At 46.7% G+C, this 18,911-nt stretch carries 18 protein-coding genes; 11 read left to right on the plus strand and 7 right to left on the minus strand.

The window, feature by feature from the left end; genetic code table 11:
• Positions 1-10 precede the first annotated feature (10 nt).
• Positions 11-175 (minus strand): hypothetical protein, encoded by a 165-nt coding sequence (locus MSMTP_RS19655; RefSeq protein ID WP_197076145.1) that lies wholly within the window; start codon positions 173-175, stop codon positions 11-13.
• A 19-nt stretch (positions 176-194) separates the two neighbouring features.
• Here MSMTP_RS19655 and MSMTP_RS05300 point away from each other — a divergent pair, with 19 nt between their 5' ends.
• A complete protein-coding gene (locus tag MSMTP_RS05300) occupies positions 195-542 on the plus strand; it encodes a hypothetical protein (protein WP_197076146.1) in 348 nt (115 codons plus the stop codon).
• A gap of 257 nt (positions 543-799) precedes the next feature.
• Here MSMTP_RS05300 and MSMTP_RS05305 read toward each other — a convergent pair whose 3' ends face one another.
• The 3 genes from MSMTP_RS05305 to MSMTP_RS05315 all read right to left on the minus strand — a co-directional run bounded on the left by MSMTP_RS05305 (position 800) and on the right by MSMTP_RS05315 (position 3,286).
• A complete protein-coding gene (locus MSMTP_RS05305; protein ID WP_052718287.1) occupies positions 800-1,408 on the minus strand; it encodes a DUF2278 family protein in 609 nt (202 codons plus the stop codon).
• Between the two features lie 308 nt (positions 1,409-1,716).
• On the minus strand, positions 1,717-1,818 hold the full coding sequence (locus tag MSMTP_RS18990; protein WP_156153688.1) for a MetS family NSS transporter small subunit: 102 nt from the start codon (positions 1,816-1,818) through the stop codon (positions 1,717-1,719).
• Position 1,819: 1 nt separating this feature from the next.
• Positions 1,820-3,286, minus strand: coding sequence for a sodium-dependent transporter (locus MSMTP_RS05315; protein WP_048178138.1), 1,467 nt, complete (start codon positions 3,284-3,286; stop codon positions 1,820-1,822).
• A gap of 442 nt (positions 3,287-3,728) precedes the next feature.
• Between MSMTP_RS05315 and MSMTP_RS05320 the strand changes: the two genes are divergently transcribed.
• Complete coding sequence (locus MSMTP_RS05320) at positions 3,729-5,267, plus strand: WD40 repeat domain-containing protein (protein WP_231582925.1); 1,539 nt, start codon at positions 3,729-3,731, stop codon at positions 5,265-5,267.
• A 564-nt stretch (positions 5,268-5,831) separates the two neighbouring features.
• Positions 5,832-7,283, plus strand: coding sequence for a dicarboxylate/amino acid:cation symporter (locus MSMTP_RS05325; protein WP_048178140.1), 1,452 nt, complete (start codon positions 5,832-5,834; stop codon positions 7,281-7,283).
• A 45-nt stretch (positions 7,284-7,328) separates the two neighbouring features.
• Here the strand turns inward: MSMTP_RS05325 and MSMTP_RS05330 are convergent, their stop codons facing one another.
• Positions 7,329-7,961, minus strand: a complete 633-nt coding sequence (locus MSMTP_RS05330; RefSeq protein ID WP_048178141.1) for a TatD family nuclease-associated radical SAM protein — start codon at positions 7,959-7,961, stop codon at positions 7,329-7,331.
• 569 nt (positions 7,962-8,530) lie between these two features.
• Between MSMTP_RS05330 and rpl7ae the strand changes: the two genes are divergently transcribed.
• The 6 genes from rpl7ae (at position 8,531) to MSMTP_RS05360 (ending at position 12,328) form a co-directional block, all read left to right on the plus strand.
• Positions 8,531-8,893 (plus strand): 50S ribosomal protein L7Ae, encoded by a 363-nt coding sequence (gene rpl7ae / locus MSMTP_RS05335; protein WP_048178142.1) that lies wholly within the window; start codon positions 8,531-8,533, stop codon positions 8,891-8,893.
• A 32-nt stretch (positions 8,894-8,925) separates the two neighbouring features.
• Positions 8,926-9,147, plus strand: a complete 222-nt coding sequence (locus tag MSMTP_RS05340) for a 30S ribosomal protein S28e (RefSeq protein ID WP_048178143.1) — start codon at positions 8,926-8,928, stop codon at positions 9,145-9,147.
• Between the two features lie 20 nt (positions 9,148-9,167).
• Positions 9,168-9,356: a 50S ribosomal protein L24e gene (locus MSMTP_RS05345; RefSeq protein WP_048178144.1), complete on the plus strand. Its 189-nt coding sequence runs from the start codon at positions 9,168-9,170 to the stop codon at positions 9,354-9,356.
• Positions 9,357-9,402: 46 nt separating this feature from the next.
• Positions 9,403-9,852, plus strand: a complete 450-nt coding sequence (gene ndk, locus MSMTP_RS05350; RefSeq protein ID WP_048178145.1) for a nucleoside-diphosphate kinase — start codon at positions 9,403-9,405, stop codon at positions 9,850-9,852.
• 155 nt (positions 9,853-10,007) lie between these two features.
• On the plus strand, positions 10,008-11,792 hold the full coding sequence (gene infB / locus MSMTP_RS05355) for a translation initiation factor IF-2 (RefSeq protein ID WP_048178146.1): 1,785 nt from the start codon (positions 10,008-10,010) through the stop codon (positions 11,790-11,792).
• A gap of 125 nt (positions 11,793-11,917) precedes the next feature.
• Positions 11,918-12,328, plus strand: a complete 411-nt coding sequence (locus MSMTP_RS05360; protein WP_048178147.1) for a 30S ribosomal protein S6e — start codon at positions 11,918-11,920, stop codon at positions 12,326-12,328.
• Positions 12,329-12,535: 207 nt separating this feature from the next.
• On the opposite strand, the gene MSMTP_RS05365 is transcribed toward MSMTP_RS05360, so the two are convergent.
• Both MSMTP_RS05365 and MSMTP_RS05370 read right to left on the minus strand, forming a co-directional pair.
• Positions 12,536-14,332 carry an SLC13 family permease gene (locus MSMTP_RS05365; protein WP_048178148.1) on the minus strand — a complete coding sequence of 599 codons (1,797 nt, stop codon included), beginning with the start codon at positions 14,330-14,332 and terminating at the stop codon, positions 12,536-12,538.
• A gap of 961 nt (positions 14,333-15,293) precedes the next feature.
• Entirely contained in the window at positions 15,294-16,430 is a 1,137-nt protein-coding gene (locus MSMTP_RS05370; protein ID WP_231582926.1) for a hypothetical protein, read from the minus strand.
• 409 nt (positions 16,431-16,839) lie between these two features.
• Here MSMTP_RS05370 and MSMTP_RS05375 point away from each other — a divergent pair, with 409 nt between their 5' ends.
• Together MSMTP_RS05375 and MSMTP_RS05380 are read left to right on the plus strand one after the other, a co-directional pair.
• Complete coding sequence (locus tag MSMTP_RS05375; RefSeq protein ID WP_052718288.1) at positions 16,840-18,159, plus strand: hypothetical protein; 1,320 nt, start codon at positions 16,840-16,842, stop codon at positions 18,157-18,159.
• Positions 18,160-18,212: 53 nt separating this feature from the next.
• Positions 18,213-18,797 carry a hypothetical protein gene (locus MSMTP_RS05380; RefSeq protein ID WP_048178149.1) on the plus strand — a complete coding sequence of 195 codons (585 nt, stop codon included), beginning with the start codon at positions 18,213-18,215 and terminating at the stop codon, positions 18,795-18,797.
• The last annotated feature ends 114 nt before the right edge of the window (positions 18,798-18,911 follow it).

Here is an 18,911-nt window from a genome sequence, read left to right on the forward strand (position 1 = left end):
TTTGTTTTTATTATTTTGTTTTCAAATCTCTTTTTTGACCTTTATCGTAAAAGTTCACAAAATTTATTATGTGAACAGTTGATTCTGTACCCATGAACCGCACTGAGTTATTTTCCACTTTAGCTGCAGGAATTCTTATAGGTATTATCGCCGGTGGTGTTTTTTCAGGTTTCATTCAGGAAGCAGGCTCCGAAATGAACCTGAAAGTCGATGCATCCGATGCTGTAAAAATCGTGCTCGATAACTCAAGTGCCAGGGAGTATATTTCCGGGTATTATTCCGTTCCTGACTGGAGGGTGTTGAGGGTCACGCTTGTCTCCGGGGCAACCTATGATTTGAATGGCACTGAACTTGATGGAGGAGAAGCTGTCTGGAAGGTAGAAGTCCTTGAACGTACCTGCGCGTGTTCGAGTGTTAGCGATCTCTATGTCCTTGAGGGATACGTCTCGGCCGACACGGGTGAATTGCTGGATGTATCTACAAGGCTGGTTCCTGAGTACAAATACGAAAAAGCAACCTGTTCATCGACGGTATGCCATTGACAGTGTACCATTAAAAGTTTGTTCGGTTCAGTTAGTACGCAGGTTGCGTGTGGAACATGAAGCTAATACGTGTATGCTTTACGTGTGGTTTTTTAACCTCTTTTTTATACTCCCATCCTACATTTTTTTCGTGAAATAGCTGGTCGCACAGGTGCGCCCGGTAAGAGCCCGGGGTCCTGAAATTCAGTGAACCCCGGAGATGCTGGCTGACTGAAGCTGTAATAAGGCGGGTTTAATAATATCTCCTGAAATCTCTCTTAAAACACAATCGTCCAGCCGGGCCTGGTAGCTTCCTCTTTCGTATATTTTACCCCGTGTACTTTTATGCCTCTGTCATCAAGCAGGGTAATTATCCCGTCTTTATTGGACAGCTGTACGCCCTCACCTGAAAGCTTGATTCTTTTTGCTTCTCCCGGGTTGATAACGCCTGATATTTTTTCCTTCTTTTTGTTTTTGTCTGCAAGAGCCCAGCCTGTTAGGTCTACAGGATCCGGGGTTGTGTTCAGGAGGATTACGCTTTCAAGGCCGAGGTCCGGGCCTTCCGGGTTCACGAGAGCTGCAATTATCTGCACTTCCTTTTCTCCTTCTGCTTCACCGTCGCAGACTTCGGGGAGCTTGTTTCCGGTTATGTCATCCGTATGGAAGCACTGGGACTGGAAGGCAAGGTATATGGCGACCCATTTCTTCTCATCCGGGAGGTGGATTATCAGGCCTCCGTCTTGCCAGACGCCATTATCCCCCTCCCATTTTTCAGAATTTCCCTGGTTCATGTGGATATCATGAATCCCGTTTCCGGGCTCGAAGCCGAAGTACCTGTCTCGCTCTTCTTCGGGCTCCCACCGTTCTTGCTCGCAATTCTGGACCATGTACTTTCTTTTATGAAGGGGAGTATTGAATAATTCAGCCTTGTAAATATATGAGCCACAAATGCGAGATTTTTTGTGAAACCCGAAAATATGCCAGCTTCAAAAGGATTTAACTACTTAGTTTAAAATTTAATCTGAATTTTGATCCTTAGAAACCGAAATAAATCCCCGATTGAAAGTTAGCTTATTGAAAAAGAAAGCCAGCTTATTGAAAAAGAATGTCATGTTATTGAAAAAATGAAAAATGGTTGTGGAAATGCCTCCACAACTTTGATTTTTACTTTTATTTATAACTTTTCTGTGCTTCATTATCTTTTCTTTCTCATGGCTATGTTCAGGAAGTAAGCCAGGCTTCCGTAGAGGAATAAAAACCCGAAGACAGCCATTGCGATACTGCTTGTGGACAGCATTTTACTCGACCTCCTTCTTGAGAAGGGGCAGCATGAGGGCTATTACGGCCCCGAGTACGATCACACCGAACCCGATCAGGAGTGCATTTGTATCATAGCCTCCGTAAGGTTCGTTGATGCCGTTGAGAGTCTCCTGGGCCAGGCAGATGACCAGGACAATCGGAATGACAACTTTTGCGCTGACGTCCCACCATTTTCCGGCCATGATGTCCGAGTAGGTATTGACCCATTCTTTGATCCTGTCTCCTCCATAGACCCATCCGATTGCAACGACTTCAAGGATTCCGACAACCATCAGGCCGTAGATGTTGACGAAGTGGTCAACGATGTCCAGCCAGTAGAGCCCTCCTTTGGTGGCAAAGATAAGGCTGCCAATTAGGGAAACTCCGATTGCAACATCCACTGCCCTGCTCCTGCTCATATCAAACTTGTCCATAATAGCTGCAGCAAAGCCTTCCACTATGGAGATCGGGGAGGAGAGCGCCGCCACTACTATACTGAGGAAGAATGCTACGGCTGTAATTGCTTTTAAGCCCGGGAGCATGTTCAGGGCTTCCGGAAGCACCACGAAAGCGAGCCCGACTCCGCTGGCAACCACTTCCTGGAGCCCGACACCTTTGGAAGAAGCCATGTACCCAAGGGTCCCGAAGATTGCAAAACCCATGGTGAAACTGAAGGCACAGTCAGCAAGGCTTACGATAAAGGCGTTGTTTACGATATCGCTTTTCTTCGGGAGGTAGCTTGAGTAGGTGATCATTATGGCCATCCCGAGACTCAGGCTGAAGAAAGCCTGTCCATAGGCCGCGACCCAGATATTCTTGTCCAGGAGCATGCTGAAATCGGGTTTGAGGTACCACTCGATCCCGTCAAGAGCTCCCACGAGGGTGACTGCCCTGAAGACGAGGACGAAAAGGAGGATCCAGAGGAGGGGCATGAAGATCTTGCTTGCCTTTTCAATTCCTCCCTGGACCCCTTTCTTTTCGACAACCCAGATAATAGCCCAGGTAGCAAGCAAGCCTAGCAGAACCTTATGGGCAAAGCCTCCGAGCACCCACGGGGAGTCGGAAAGCTCGAGGACTTCCCCGAAGAGGAAGCCGGCAGTGTCCGTGCCCCAGCCGAGAGTGAACGCATTTGCCAGATAGATCAGGCTCCAGCCTACGATTACCGAATAATACGTCGTTATGATAAAGCCGGACATAACTCCTAACCAGCCTATCCATTCGAATTTTTTATCTGCCCTTTTGAGGGACATCGGAGCAGAGCCTTTGAATTTGCTGCCCAGCCCGAATTCAAGGATCATGAGAGGGATTCCGGCGGTAAGGAGGGCAATGAAGTACGGGATCAGGAATGCTCCTCCTCCGTTTTCATAGCAGGTGTAGCTGAACCTCCAGATATTACCGAGGCCCACAGCAGAACCTACTGCCGCAAGTATGAATCCAACTCTGGTATTCCAAACTTCTCTTGCCATTAAACCACATCACTTATTTTAGACCTTTTTTAAGTTCCGCATCCTGAAGAGGTATTCTGTTAAGATGAAACAGTGAACTCGGTAAGATATTGCGATCTATGGAGAATTATGCAGGGTTTTTACCGTTTTTGACTGAAATCATAATCCTTAAACTGCCTCTTTGTAGGGTGCAAACCGAAGGGTTTTTTCTGTTTTTTCAAAATTTCCAGGTTTTCTTAACTGAAATAAGTAACTATAATTACTGATTTTCAGTACTACTTTATAATGATAATATATCTATAATTTAATTATTACTGTTTTACATAATTATTCATTCTGATTAATAATTATTTATTCACCTGAATTTTTTAGATGAAGTACTTTCTAAACAATAACTTCATGTGTAAGAAAGTCCTCATTATAAAGTAGTATGAAGCAGTCATTGGGAATACGGTTAGTTTTCTTGCTGGGTCTGGTATTCTGCCTGCTTTCGAGTGTGGCAGTAGCAGGTTCGGAAAGTTCGGAAAACGAGGGAGTAAACGCAGCTGAAATTGAAGCTTTCGACCTTATCTGTCGGTGTAATACCAGTAGTATAGTCAATTCCGTTTCGCTATCCTCCGGGGGAAGTTACGTAGTGGTCGGAGGATTTGACAACGATGTCTCTTTTTTCGATTCCGAAGGGACAAAACTCTGGAATTATAGCACCGGGGATATAGTGTATACAGTGTCCATTTCTTCGGATGGGTCAGGCGTTGCGGCAGGAAGCAATGATAATAATGTGTATTTCTTTAACCAGAGAGGAAAGTTGCTCTGGACTTATGAGACAGGAGGAAGCCTTAACAGTGTAGCCGTTTCAGCAGACGGTTCCTGTATTGCTGCAGGGAGCGACGACGGTAAGGTTTATTTCTTTGACCGGGAAGGAAAACTGCTCTGGAGTTTCGATGCAGAGGATGAGGTACGGAGTCTTGCGGTTTCAAAGGACGGCTCTCATGTGGCTGCCGGAAGTGACAACCATTATATCTACCTCCTGGGCCGGGACGGGAATAAGGTCTGGGACCAGAAAACAGGCAGCGTTATCAACAGTGTGTGCATGACCCCCAGGGCTTATTACGTTGCATCCGGAGGTTCCAATGGTAATGTCTACTTCCTTAACCGGAAAGGGGACTTTTCCTGGAGGAATAATCCGAGCTACTGGATCAGCAGTGTATCGTTAACCGCCAACGGTTCGCATCTGGCTGCAGGAAGCTTTAACAGTAAGATAGGAAGTTCTGACAGTAAGATCCATCTTTTCAACCGCAGTGGGACTGAACTCTGGAGCTATAAAGTGGGAGATACGGTTTACGATGTTGAGGTTTCTCCGGACTCTTCCTATATTGCCGCAGGAAGCTGGGATGACAAAGTTTACGCCTTTAGCCTGGAAGGAGAAAAGCTCTGGGAAAACAAAACCGGCGGAAACATTAACAGCATTTCCGTTTCCGGGGACAGCAGCACGATAGCCGCAGGAAGCGATGACGGAAGGGTATACCTTTTCAAGCGGAACGGCGCGGTTTTTGCCCTGCTGCTGGGGGATGACAGTTTCCTTCCTGAAGAGCCCGAAGAAGACGCCGAGCTTGTGGAAACGGAAGACGCCGACCATCCTCTTAAAGAAGCCACTGCAGAAACAGGCGGGGTTGAAAACAAATTAGGGGTTGTTTCGGATGCTTCCGCGGAATCCCCTGAGGATAAGCCTGCTTCGGAAAACGCGGATTCAGAGGCTTCATCTCCCGAAGGCGTTTCGTCCGAAGATTCCGGAGTAATGGGCCTTTTGACCTCCTTCAAAATCCCCCTGTCCCTGGGGCTGGCACTTTGCGTGGGAGTGGTTCTCACCCTGAAACTACGGAAGCGTAAAGGATTGGTTGAAACTGAAGACCTGGGTGATCTGGAGGACTTTGAGGATCTGGAAGATCTGGAAGACTTTGAAAATAGCGACTATGAAGACCTCGAAGATGAGGACCATTCTTAAAGAAAAAATGTCATGTAAATTGCAGGATTGTGAATACCTCGTGAAATAAGCCGGGGAAACATTCCCCTGTTTTTTTCATCTGGATTTTTCATTTTAAGGTTTTTTAAATGTCGTTTGATTTTTCGGGTTCTTTCTTGATTTCTTTTTTGATTTTTTACAAGATTTTTTTCTGTGTTCTTTCCTTATTTCTTTTTTCGAGTCCTTTTCTTATTATCCTCTTTTCCGGGTAAATATTTTTATTATTTCAACTCAATCTAATTGTAGGCAAAAATCTTATTGCAGGCTATGTCCGGATTTTTGACCGGATCCTGGCTTGTACCTTGATTATTGATTAAAGTTCACATTATTGAGCTTCATGGTTATGAAATCAATTATTTGATTATTGAATCTGAGCCCTGGATCTTGAATATGAGGGATCTGAAATCAATGTCCGATTGTGGGTTTAATGCCATGTTTATGGGATCTGGGTCCTGGTTCTGATATGAAAACAAAGTTCTGAGCCTGATGACTTTTATGAGCCTGAAGACGTAATCTTAAAAACGGCTTGAGAATTCGCGATTTGCCATGCCTGGAATTAATACCAAATCCAACCATGTTGAACAGCTTCATCCGCGTTCCCTTAAGCAGCTCAGCTACCATATGCGTGACCTCCTGAGGAAAAGGCTCTGGCTCCAGATCATGATCGGGATGGCGCTGGGGATTCTAGTCGGGCTGATACTCGGGCCTTTCGGGGGGCTGCTTGAAGAACAAACAGCTCATGTAGTGGGAGAATGGCTTTCCCTTCCGGGGTATATTTTTCTCCGGCTCCTGCAGATGATAGTGGTGCCCCTTATCTTTGCTTCCATTATCCGGGGGATTGCCAGTGGTTCGGATAGGGAACATCTCCGGAAAATAGGGGGGAGGATCCTTGTTTACTTCCTGTTTACAACCAGCACCGCTATCCTGATCGGGCTCGGGATTTCCCTTTTTATCAAGCCGGGGCTTTATATCAGTGGGGAACTCGTCCAGAGTACTCTCGGAGCTCCTGCGGTAAATGTTGTGAATAACCAGACAGTCCCTGAACCTACCTTCGGCAGCGTACCCATGCTTATCGGGGACCTGGTCCCGAAAAACCCTCTAGATGCTATGGTTAGCGGGCAGATGCTCCAGGTTGTTATCTTCTCCATCATTGTGGGAGTAGCCCTTGTTTCCATGGTTCCCATGCAGGCAAAGCCCCTTCTTGACCTTATGGGCTCGATCCAGGAAGTGTGTATGACCGTTGTGAATTGGTGCATGCTCATTGCCCCTATTGCCGTCTTCGGGCTGCTTGCGACTTTTACTATGAAGCTTGGAATCGACACGCTTGTGGGCATGGCGCTGTACGTGGTCACCGTACTTTTGGGCCTGTTTTTCCTGCTCTGTTTTTATCTTCTGATTGTGACCTTTATTTCAAGGCGTAACCCTATCTCGTTTTTAAAGGACGTGCGCGAAGTTATGCTTCTGGCTTTTTCGACATCCAGTTCTGCAGCCGTAATGCCCATGTCCATCAAGACCGCTGATGAAACTGTAGGGGTCAGACCTTCGGTTTCCCATTTCGTAATCCCCCTGGGTGCGACCGTGAACATGGACGGGACAGCTCTTTACCAGGGAGTTGCTGCGGTCTTCCTTGCCCAGGTCTTCGGGATTGAACTGGGGTTCTTCGAATTTGTCCTGATTATGATAACAACGGTTGGCGCTTCTATCGGGACTCCTTCCACGCCGGGGGTGGGGATTGTGATCCTTGCTACGATCCTTGGCAGTGTGGGAATTCCCACGGCTGGAATCGCCCTGATCATAGGGGTTGACAGGATTCTGGACATGAGCAGGACCGCGGTTAACGTGACCGGTGACCTTGTTGCCTGTACGGTAATGGATCGGTGGGTAGGAGGCAAGCTGAGCGCAGAGGCCGAACTTGCAAGGGAGTCCAGAAGAGATTTCAGGAGGAAGAAGAGCGGAGAGGATGTGCTGGTGGATGAGGTTGTCGAAAGCTCAGAATGAGTTTTTTCAATAATTTCTTCCAATAATTTCTTCCAATAATTTCTTTCAGGAATCTTCATCAAGCTGTTCTTTTGCAGTTTCCGATAATTCCCGTACATGAAAATCCGCGCCCAGATCCTCTGCAAGCTTCCTGCATTTTTCCACATCAATCCCGGGATAGTCGACAACCGTTGCCCTTACATGAATTCCGGCTTTTCTTGTCTCGCTGATAAAAGCCAGCACTGCTCGGTAAGCATTTTCGTGTACCGGACGGCAGAGTTTATTATATGTATCTTCGGATTCGGCGTTCAGGCTGACGGAGATTGAATCGATTCCCGCAGTTTTCAGTTCAAAAACCACGTCCCTCTCAGGCCAGATAAGTGAGGCATGTCCGTTTGTATCGAGCCTGACCTTTATCCCTTCCGGCCGCCCCTTCAGCCAGCTGGTCACTGCAAGCACGGTATCGAGCCTGAGCATCGGTTCCCCGAACCCCGTGAACACGATTTCCCTGTATTTTGCAAGGTTGAGTTTTCCAAGGGAATCAATTATTTCTTCTTTCGAAGGTTCCTTTGAAAGCCTGAGGTCATACCCGTAGACTCCGTCCGCAAAGTTCCGGACGCAGAAGACGCAGTCTGCAGTGCAGCGGTTTGTCACGTTAAGGTAGAGGTTATTGTGGGCTTCGTAGTAGAGGGTATCCATATGAATCTATCATTTACTGGTTTATGGTTAATAAGGACATATTTACTGGTTTTTACTGGTTTATGGTTCTAAGGACATATTTACTGGTTTCTACTGGTTTATGGTTCTAAGGACATATTTACTGGTTTCTACTGGTTTATGGTTCTAAGGACATATTTACTGGTTTCTACTGGTTTATGGTTCTAAGGACATATTTACTGGTTTTTACCGTTTATGGTTATAAGGATATATTTACTGGTTTATGGTCACAAGGACATTTTAAAGATATTTTTTCGTTGCTTCATTGTTAATGTGAATCTATTTATATAGGGTCCTGGTTAGATTCTGTCCGTATATTCAGGGCTTAAGCCGCTTTTCAAGCAGAAAGTTTATAGGCAATCATGTACTTCTAAGGTTCTGTTTGCGGCATTTAGCTCGCAGCATCTGTATTTCAACTAATCTTCTTTGCGCATTGAAGCACTTCAAGTTCATTTTTCGGATTTGATTTTCAATGCTAAAAGAATCTGTGTTAAAAAAACCAATGAATGATGAAAAATTGCGGAAACCGCAATTTCGAAGGAGACTATTACATGGCACAATTCGTTAAATTCGATGTTCCAGAAGAACTCGCAAATAAAGCTCTGGAAGCTCTTGAGCTCGCCAGAGACACCGGAAAGATCAAGAAAGGCACCAACGAGGCTACAAAGGCTATCGAGCGGGGCAACGCAAAGCTTGTTTTCGTCGCAGAAGACGTCGAGCCCGCTGAGATCATTGCTCACATTCCGCCTCTTTCAGAAGAAAAGAACGCACCGTACATCTATATTAAGAACCAGAAGGAACTCGGTGCAGCAAGCGGACTTGGTGTGGCCTGTGCAACTGTTGCAATCACTGATGCAGGAAAAGCAGCTGAAATTGTTCAGGACATCGCTCAGAAAATTGATGCTCTTAAATAAATTTGAATGAGCTAATTAACGGGGTGCCAAGAATGGCTGAAGAAAGTACAATTGGCGGCTTTGCCGCAGAGGTCATTGACGTAATCGGGAACACCGGCATGCATGGAGAAGCAAGTCAGATCCAGTGCAGGGTTCTTGAAGGCCGGGACAGAGGCCGTGTCATTACAAGAAACTGTGTGGGTCCTGTCCGGATCGGGGATATCTTGATGCTTCTGGAGACCTCAAGAGAAGCCAAGAAACTTACCACCAGGTAAAATCGGTGCGGTGAGAAAGTATGGAACAGAGAAAATGCTATTTTTGCGGTGAAATGCTGGAGCCCGGTACCGGTAAGCTCTATGTCAAGAAAGACGGCTCTACCTATTACATGTGCTCTTCCAAGTGCATAAGCAACTTCAAGCTGGGCAGGCTTCCGAGACGTACTGTGTGGACCGAAAAAGGCAGAATCCAGTTGAAGAAGGCATAAGAACAACCAGGATAGCCGTATTTTATAAGGCATACAAGGTGTACACATGGAACAGACATACGTTATGGTAAAGCCGGACGGAGTCCAGCGCGGGCTCGTAGGGGAAATTGTCTCCAAAATCGAGAAGCGCGGCCTGAAAATCATTGCCATGAGGCTAAACGTGATCGCTGAGGCTACTGCAAAGGAACACTACGGTGAACATGCAGAAAGGCCTTTCTTCCCTTCCCTTATCGAATTTATCACCTCCGGTCCTTCGGTATCGATGGTAGTTGAAGGCAAAGACGCAGTCAAAGTTATGCGGGCCGTAAACGGGGCTACAAACCCTGTGGAAGCCGCTCCCGGGACAATTCGCGGAGACTTTGCTCTGGATGTAGGAAGAAATGTGGTTCACGCCTCCGATTCTCCTGAAGCCGCTGCAAGGGAAATTGCAATCCACTTTAAGGATTCGGAAATTGCGGCATATTCCAGGATCGATGAGGTCTGTCTGTACGAGTAAAACAGGTTCATCAAAGCCTTTCGTGTCCCGGAGCCTTTCGGGCACGAATCCATGCCTTTGCCTGTAAGATACCTGCAGAACGGGTCCTTTCAGGATAAATCCGGGACCTTCCGAACCTGCAGCAGCTGGATGCCAGAATGAGGAGGTTTTTGCACATGACTGATAAGAAAAACCTGAGAACTCCTATTGTCTGCGTAATGGGGCATGTTGACCACGGGAAGACAACCCTGCTGGACAAGATAAGGGGGACCGCGATTGTTAGCGGAGAAGCCGGTGCAATCACCCAGCATATCGGGGCAACGGAAGTCCCAATGGACGTGATTGTCGAGAAACTAGGAGACCCCAGGCTTCGGGACCGTTTTATGGTGCCGGGTTTGCTCTTTATAGATACTCCCGGGCATCATGCCTTTACAACTCTCAGGAGCAGGGGCGGCGCGCTTGCAGACCTTGCGATTGTGGTTGTGGACGTGAATGAGGGCTTCAAGCCCCAGACTTACGAAAGCCTGCAGATCTTGAAGCGTTTCAAGACTCCTTTTGTCATTGTCGCAAATAAGGTTGACAGGATCAACGGCTGGAACCCTAACAGGGACATGCCTTTTGCTGCCACTTTCAAAAAACAGAGCGAACAGGTTCAGTCCTTGCTTGACAACAAGCTCTATGAAGTCATAGGGGAGCTTTACAACCAGGGTTTTGCCGCAGACCGCTATGACAGGGTCACGAACTTCCAGAAAAATCTGGGGGTAATTCCCGCAAGTGCTGTCACAGGTGAGGGCATCCCGGATGTCCTGATGATGCTTCTCGGGCTTGCCCAGAGGTTCCTGGAATCAAACCTGGAGTACAGTGCAACGGGCCCCGGAGTGGGTACCGTGCTTGAGGTCAAGGAAGAAAAGGGCCTGGGTGCGACGGCGGATGTAATCCTTTACGACGGCACTCTGAAGAAAGGTGATACTGTCGTGATCGGAAGTCTGGGCGAGCCTATCCAGACCAAGGTAAGGGCTCTGTTAAAACCCAGGGAACTTTCCGAGATCCGCTACGAAAGCAAGTTCCGGCAGATTAAAAAAGTGACTGCCGCTGTGGGTGTGAAAATCTCGGCTCCCGGGCTGGAAGATGCCCTTTCAGGCTCTCCCCTCCGGGTGGCTGATGAGGAAACCCTTGAAGAAATCGTTGAACAGGTAAAGTCCGAGATCGACGAGGTCAGGATTGACACGGATTCCATGGGGATCATGATCAAAGCTGATACGATCGGGTCCCTTGAAGCCCTGGTACATGAGTTCCAGCAAGAGGAAGTTCCTATCAGGAAAGCCGAGGTCGGAGATATATCTCACAGGGATGTGGTTGAGGTTTCAACGGTCGAAGATCCTCTCTATTCGGTACTTATCGGCTTTAATGTCAAGCTCCACGCAGACTCTAAGGAGTTTTTGCAGGGAGCCCAGGGAAGCAACGTGAAGGTGTTCACTAACGATGTGATCTACCGCCTGATCGAGGACTACCAGGAATACGTGAAGAAGCAGCAGGAACTGGCCGAAAAGAAGATTTTCGAAACAATCATCCGTCCGGGCAGGTTCAAGATCCTTCCGGGCTGTGTCTTCCGTCAGAGCAAACCCGCAGTAGTCGGGGTCAGGGTGCTCGGCGGGGTTGTTAGGACAAATACCGACGTCATGCTTGAAAACGGAAATGCCGTGGGCAAAATAAAGGGCCTGCAGTCCGCAGGGGATAATATTTCCTCTGCCAGGGTAGGCATGGAAGTTGCAATGGCAATTGACGGGGCAACCGTGGGTCGTCAGATCAAGGAGGAAGATTACCTCTTTGTCAACGTACCTGAGAGGCATGCAAAAGTCCTTGAGCATGAGATTTTCGAGTCCCTGTCCTCTGATGAACAGGAAACCCTGGAGCGTTTCCTTGAACTCAAGCGCAAAGGCAATCCTTTCTGGGCGAAGTGACGGCTGGGGATTTGGATTCCCGGTAACAATTCAAAATGCAGGATAATATAAGGATGCAGGTAAAGGCAATTTAAGGCAAAGGAACCTGATGAACTATTAGATAAATCTGATATTGGAGGATTCACATGGCAAATTTCAAAGTTGTAGTTTCAGATCCGAAGGAGGCGCGTGCTTACCAGGTCGATGTGAAGGATGCTGAAGCAAACGCACTTATCGGAAAAGCAATCGGTGATACCGTTGACGGCTCCCTTATGGGCCTGACCGGTTACAAGATCAAGATCACAGGCGGCTGTGACGGCAGCGGTTTTGTTATGAAACCAGACCTTCCCGGACCCAGGAGACAGAGAGTCCTTGTGGCCGTAGGCGTCGGCTACACCCCGAAAACAAAGGGGCAGCGCAGGAGAAAGATGATGCGCGGCAAGGAAATCGCTCCGGATATCGTCCAGATCAACGCCAAAATCGTTGAATACGGCGAAAAGTCTGTCAAAGCTCTGCTCGGCCTCGAACCCGAAGTTGCCGAAGCTCCTGCAGAGTGAACCGGATAAATTTCGAAGTACTTTAGTTTAAACAAGAAAAAGAGTGATTTTCAGGTCACTCTTATATTCTCTTTTTATTTCCGTTCTTTATTTCCGTTCTTTATTTCCGTTCTTTATTTCCGTTCTTTATTTCCGTTCTTTATTTCCGTTCTTTATTTCCGTTCTTTAATTTCGTTTCTTTCTTCAATTCCATTTCTGAAAGCATGCTCAGAACTCGTAGATTAGCGGGGTGAGCAGGATCACGGCAAGGCTCACCAGAATAGTGAGGGGAAGCCCCACCTTGATGTAGTCCTTGGCAGCATATCCCCCGGGCTCAAAGACCATGAGGTTTGTCTGGTACCCGGCGGGGTTGAGGAAGGAATAGCTTGTCCCGAGCATAAGGGCAACCGCGAAAGGCATGAAGCTGGTCCCGAGGTCTCCTGCAATAGAGAGTGCAATGGGGAACATGAACGCTGCCGCTGCGGCATTTGTGATGACGTTTGTCATTATGATGCAGCTAACGAAGACCACTGCAAGTGCCACATACGGGTCGCTGCCCCCTATACTCGAAATCAGGTTGGCGAGAACGTCCGCAAGCCCGCTTTCCGTAACCGCCGCCTCAAGCCCGACTGCGCATCCGAGCACCACGACCGTATTCCATTCGATGCTCTTTGTCGCCCTCCTGATGCTCATGCAACCGGTTGCAAGCATGGCAAAGGTTGCCAGCAGCGCGGCGTTGAAGATCGTCAGCAGGCCGAATGCAGCCGCGGCAACCATCGCTCCCGTGATGACGATTGCGGCAATAGCCCGGTCCGTCCTCTTTACCCGGTAGCCTCTAAGGCGCTTGACAATGATAAACTCGGTTTCGTTCCGGTTGTGGTAGAAAAATGAGTCTTCCACCTCAAGCACGGCGCTGTCCCCTGCCATGATCCGAACTTCCCGGAGTGGGAGATCCAGTGGTTCTCCTGACCTGGATATTGCCACTATTGCTGCCTCATAAGGTTCTTCGGTCTCAGGGAGGTCTTCAATGCTGCGGCCGACAAGCGAACTCCTGGGCGAAATAACCACTTCCACAAGCCGGTGCCGGTGCCGCTCGGCCTGTATCGGGAAGAGGGTGTTTAGTGGGGTTAGCCCGATGGTTGCCCAGAGCGCAGGCAGCCCGTCGGCGTTGGTGAAAAAGGTCAGGATATCCCCCGGGTTGAGCACGAAGGAAGGATCTATCAAGTGCTTTTCTTCTTTTCCCCTCCGGACTGAGTTCAGGGAATATCCTGTAGGAGAAGCGAAGCCGGATTTTTCAAGGGTTTTTCCCGCAAGGTAGGAATCTTCCTTGATTAAGAACTCAGCCCTGTAGAGCCGCCTTTTTATCTCCTCGTCTTCCTTTATGTCGTGTTTTGGAAGGAGTTTTGTGCCGATGAAGAAGAGGAAGACAATGCCAGCGATAGCCACCGGAAGTCCCACGAGAGTCGGCACGAAAATGGTTATCCTCTCCAGCACGGGGGCTCCGGGGTCGTTTTCGGCAATCTGCTCAAGCACCAGGCCTGCAATGATCAGGTTCGAGGAGGTACCGATGAGGGTGGAAGCCCCTCCGAGTATGGAAGCGTAGCTCAGGGGGATATAGATTTTCGAGGAATCGAGGCTTGTAGACCTGGAGAGGTCCCTTACCACCGGGATCATCATGGCAACCAGCGGCGTGTTATTAAAAAATGCGCTCCCGGCTGCCACGGGAGGCAGGATCTTGAACTGGGCTCCAAGCACCGATTTTGGCAGGCCCACGATCCGGTCCGAGATCATCGTGATGGCTCCTGTGGAGTACATCCCCTCGGCAATCATGAAAAGTACGGCAACGGTCAGCACACCCTGATTGGAAAAGCCTTTCAATAAATCTTCTACCGGGGCAAGTCCGAACGTTATTGCGGCTGTGAGGGCTCCAAGGAAAATCACGTGCGCTGGGAGTCTGGATAATAAGAGCAGTGCAAAAGTAGCTGCAAGAATCCCTGCGGTAATCCAGGCTTCAGTCGTCATCATAAATGCTCACCCCCCCATTTTGCGTCTGTGCAAAGAATTTGTGTTTGAAGCAGCTCACGTCAGCCCTTTACTTTACGCCAGCCTGCCACTTCATAATGATCCTCCTCTTTTATTATATACAATCTTTTATATTAATGTATACACCAGGGTTCACATTTTTCACATCTTTTACATCTTTCTTCTTATTCCTCAATATCTTCTCATTACTTCCCTGCCAGGCATGACGGCGGAATACCCGATGGTGAGTCAGAATCAGAACCCTGTTTAGGGACAATAGTTGCCTTTCTGCAGTGCTCATTTTAGCAGTCTACAGAAGGCGTGTCTAAAAATTAGTGTATCTAAAAATAAGGTGCTTCCTAACTTTTCGGTTGATATTGTTTTCGTTAGTCCAGAAACTGGTTAGTCCGGGAAACCTTTAATTTAACCGATCTCACCGACCCTGTTAACCTTTTTTTCTCGTGAAGAGATTCGAAAACCTCCGCCAGCTTGACTGGCGGCTCTCACAAAAAAGGAACAAAAGTAAAAAAGAAATAAAAATTAATGTTCTTTTAGTTGTGTTTGAAATTCTCGTATTTGTCTTTTCTTCCTTTTATCTTTTTTAACTTTTCTTTTGTAAAAGCCGGGCTCCTTCGTCGCCTGTGGACAATAACGACGTGATACGGCGATTTATGGTTGTACGGGGTCTTGCTCAGGGATTTAGAGCCAGCCATTGCTTTTATTCAGCTTACCAAAATTAACTGAATAATGCAGGACTATCAAAAATAAGTGCATCTAAAATAAGGTTCAATAACCGAATTCGCCTGATAAACTGCTCTGAACCGGAAAAACTCTGAGCTGGGCAGTAAACTTCTATTTTTGAAAAATTAAAAATTAAGAGAATTAGAGGGTTCAAAGCAGCTGCGTTCCCGCTTCATCCTCTGATTTGCACTGGTATAATTTGATCTGTGAATTCATCCCTGTATTACTTTTTCCTGATCCGCCAACCTCCATACAGGCAGGTCAATCCTCCCAATAATCCGAAACCTGGGGCAGAGTTGTTTTCATTCGATTTCTCTTCACTTGAGCTACTTTCATTATCAGATTCTGAATCATTGTTGCTTGAATTATTGGTTTCCCCAGTGCTTTTTTCTCCGGATGCCAGCATATTTGTTTCTTCTCCAGCTGTGCCCTCGTCTTTCATCACTTCTTCGTCAGGTACATAATGTCCACTCTCTTCAAAAGCAACCGGAATATCAGTCATATTTTGTTTTCTTGCCTCTTCATCAATTATCTGGTAAATCTCTTCAGCTAAGGCAGCTTTTTCTTCAGAAGGCAAGCCATCATAAATATCTACATGCAATCTGGTGAGCTGCATTCCATATGCTACCACCTGGCCTTTTTCCAAGTACGGTAAAATTTTTTCCCTTGTGCCTTTTTTAATCGAATACAGCTTGTTCCACCAGGTTTCTATCTCTTTCTTGTCTTTTAATAGGGGAACTTCTCCATAATTTGCGAGATTTCCGTCTCCAAATAGCTGTTCAGGCTTTTCCTTCATGTGTTCTTCAATAGCCTGTATCTCCGATTCAGAAAGTTTTTCCACGTTTTCTCCATAGGTATGATAAATGCCCTGTTCCACATCCAGAGGGATTTCCGATTGATAGATGCCATACCCGAATTCTACTGGAATGTCCTGTATGTCCATTTCTTTTGCAGCATTATCTACCAGAACATATATCTCATTCATCAACGGCTCATCAACATTACCGTACTGAAATAAAATCACAAAGTAACCTTCGGCATTAGCCCCACATGTTACTACTTCTCCATGAGGATACATGTATCTGGAGGCAAGAGTGTCTTTCATTTTATTACCGAGTTCCTCAAGAGTAGAATCCCAGCTTTCTTTTTGATTTTCAGTTTCCAGTTCAGGGAGTTTGCCGTATTTTGTAATTACAGTATTCCCATGTGATTCCAGACCAAAAAAATAGTTATAATAATTATAATGCACATTGCTGGTTTCAGTATTCGAGCTGGCAGATGCCGGAGCCGTAAATACTACTCCGATGAGTAAAAATGCTAAAATTAACGCTCCTATTCTAAATATTTTATTTGTTGTCATGCTTTTACCCTGCGTATTTTACTCCATAGGCAGAATCAGGCAAGCGTAAGTCTTCGTAAAATTAACATAACCCTGTTTCTGGGTATGAAGTTCAAATTTTTCCCGGAAAGTACTTTTGAACTCCATAAACTATTTTTCACCAACTCTTTATATGTTTTCTGGCCAAATCATCAAACTATCAAAAAGAAGGTTGATTTATGGTTTTGTTTTTCTGTAGTATTACTCTTTCTGACAAACAGTTTGATAGATTGGATAGAAATTATATATAGATGTGAAAAAAAGAATCATCTGAATCTTTACTCCAGGGCAAAATCGCATTGACTTTATTTTTTACTGTACTCAATGTTAGCTAATTTTGCCTTCTGGAAACAAATATGAAAAAACGAACATGAAGTTGGGGAAATAAATAATGATGGAAAGCAGAAGAATACGAATAGGAGAGCTAATTGTTGCAATGATGCTTGTGAGCATAGCATTCATGCCCGCTGTTAGTGCAATGGAAGTTGAAGTTGAAGCGCATCCAGTTCAAGCCTCGGGTATGGTCATGATTGATGAGGTGGTAACAGCGAGCTCGGATTCCGGTTTCAATCAGGATGTGGATTTTGCAAAACTCCAGATCAACCCACGTCATTCAAGCACCCAGTTAAAACCTGGAAGCAGTGACAAAATTACTGTGACTGTCACAAACAAGGACAATAAAACCATTACACTGGAACCCGGGGTTGTGCCGTCCCCGTACGCGGAGAATATCTTTGAAGAAAGCTGGGTCACCGTAACACCTTCCAGCAAAGACCTCGAACCGGAGGAAAAGCAGGAATTTACTATTGAGGTGAATATCCCGGAAGATGCTGATATCGGGAACTATGGCGCTGAGATCGCATTCACTGATGATGTAATGCAAACCCCCTATCCAGCAACCTATCCCCAGTATATCAATACCATGAACCTTTTTGTTGATGTCTGGACCCCTCCGAATATCCAGATCCAGACGTCATATATCAGGGACCGTGTCAGGGCAGGGGATGAACATGACTATGAAATCAAGCTCAAGAACGTAGCTGACAGGGACATTGCTATCGACCCGAAAATAAGTGATGACAACCAACGGTATTTTTATGATCCATATGGCACGGAGGGTCCTGCATTTGATGATGATGCGATCACCATTATCGCCCCTTCAATCGTAAAAGCAGGTGAAACAGCTGTTGTCAGGGTGCATCTTGAAGTTCCCGATGATGCAAAAGGCAGATATAACGGAGCCCTTGACCTGAACATTGATGATCCGTCCATACGTGAATGGGATGGTCAAATCCAGATGGATTTCGAAGTGTGGACCCAGCCCAGCGGACCTTACACAAAGGCTTTCACTACCAGGACCGAGGGTCCCATTACCATTGAAGTGTCATCCAATGACCACAATTACGGTATGTGGATGGGTGCAGGCAGTCAGGACGAGAAAGATGAGGCCTCCTTTGACCTGGCCCTTGAAGGTGAATCAGGTAAGGTCGAACTGAACCTGGTTAAAACAACCTACAGCGGTACTGTCAGTCTTGGAGCATCTGACTTTCCTCCCTGGGAAGTGGATGGAGCAGGGATCTATCGAGATGCTGTCGAGGTCTACACGGAGACTTATGAGGCACCAGGTGCCATCGGAGACTGGACTCTCGGCATACTTCCGACAAATACGCAACAGTTTACTTATTTAATTACGATCGGGGCTGTTGAATGAACAAGCGGATACGGGCGGAGTAACGCCCTGCCTTTCTTTTTCAGGTGACATTTATGGACCATTTATCTAAATTGTTCACGGCTGCATTGGTCGTAATGTTCCTCATAGCCGGTGTTGTATGCACCAATGACTCTGAAAATTCGTCCTCTAACTATGCGATTACATGGGTGGGCACACCCCCGGCAGAAAGTGCCATGATCGAGACAAAGCTCAAACAGCAAATAAGTCCCTACCCTGGTATGGAATATGATAACGTTACGCTTAGCGCATCGAGAGAAAATGATAAACTCCGCATACATGCGATAGCTGAGTCATCAGGTTCCAGGTATCCTGACCTGTATGACTTCACGTACCGGGACGGTGCCCTGATACAGGTCGGATATCTCCTTGAAGCCATTCCTGAATCTGTCCGGTCCGAAGCTATTGGCGTGGCTATGCAAAATGAAGGTATTGCGAACGCTCTGAGTACCGATACGAATGCATACGTTGTTTCATCCGTAAAACGGATCCTACCTGAGACCTCGGAAAAGTTCTATTCCGGAAAGACCCTGATTAGTGTGACATGGCTGGATTATTCGGTATCCGCATTGATTGACATGGACACAGGGGAAGTGGTCCAGGTCTGGAACGGACAATGAGAAAAGTAGAGCAGAAGTTTTTAGTGAACTATTGATTAGTCTCATGAACTTTATCCTTTTAACTCAATTAACTGATTTTGATTGTTGAAAAAAGATGTCAACTACCTTTGTCTG

It is taken from the genome of Methanosarcina sp. MTP4 (genome assembly GCF_000970045.1).
Classification (GTDB): Archaea; Halobacteriota; Methanosarcinia; order Methanosarcinales; family Methanosarcinaceae; genus MTP4.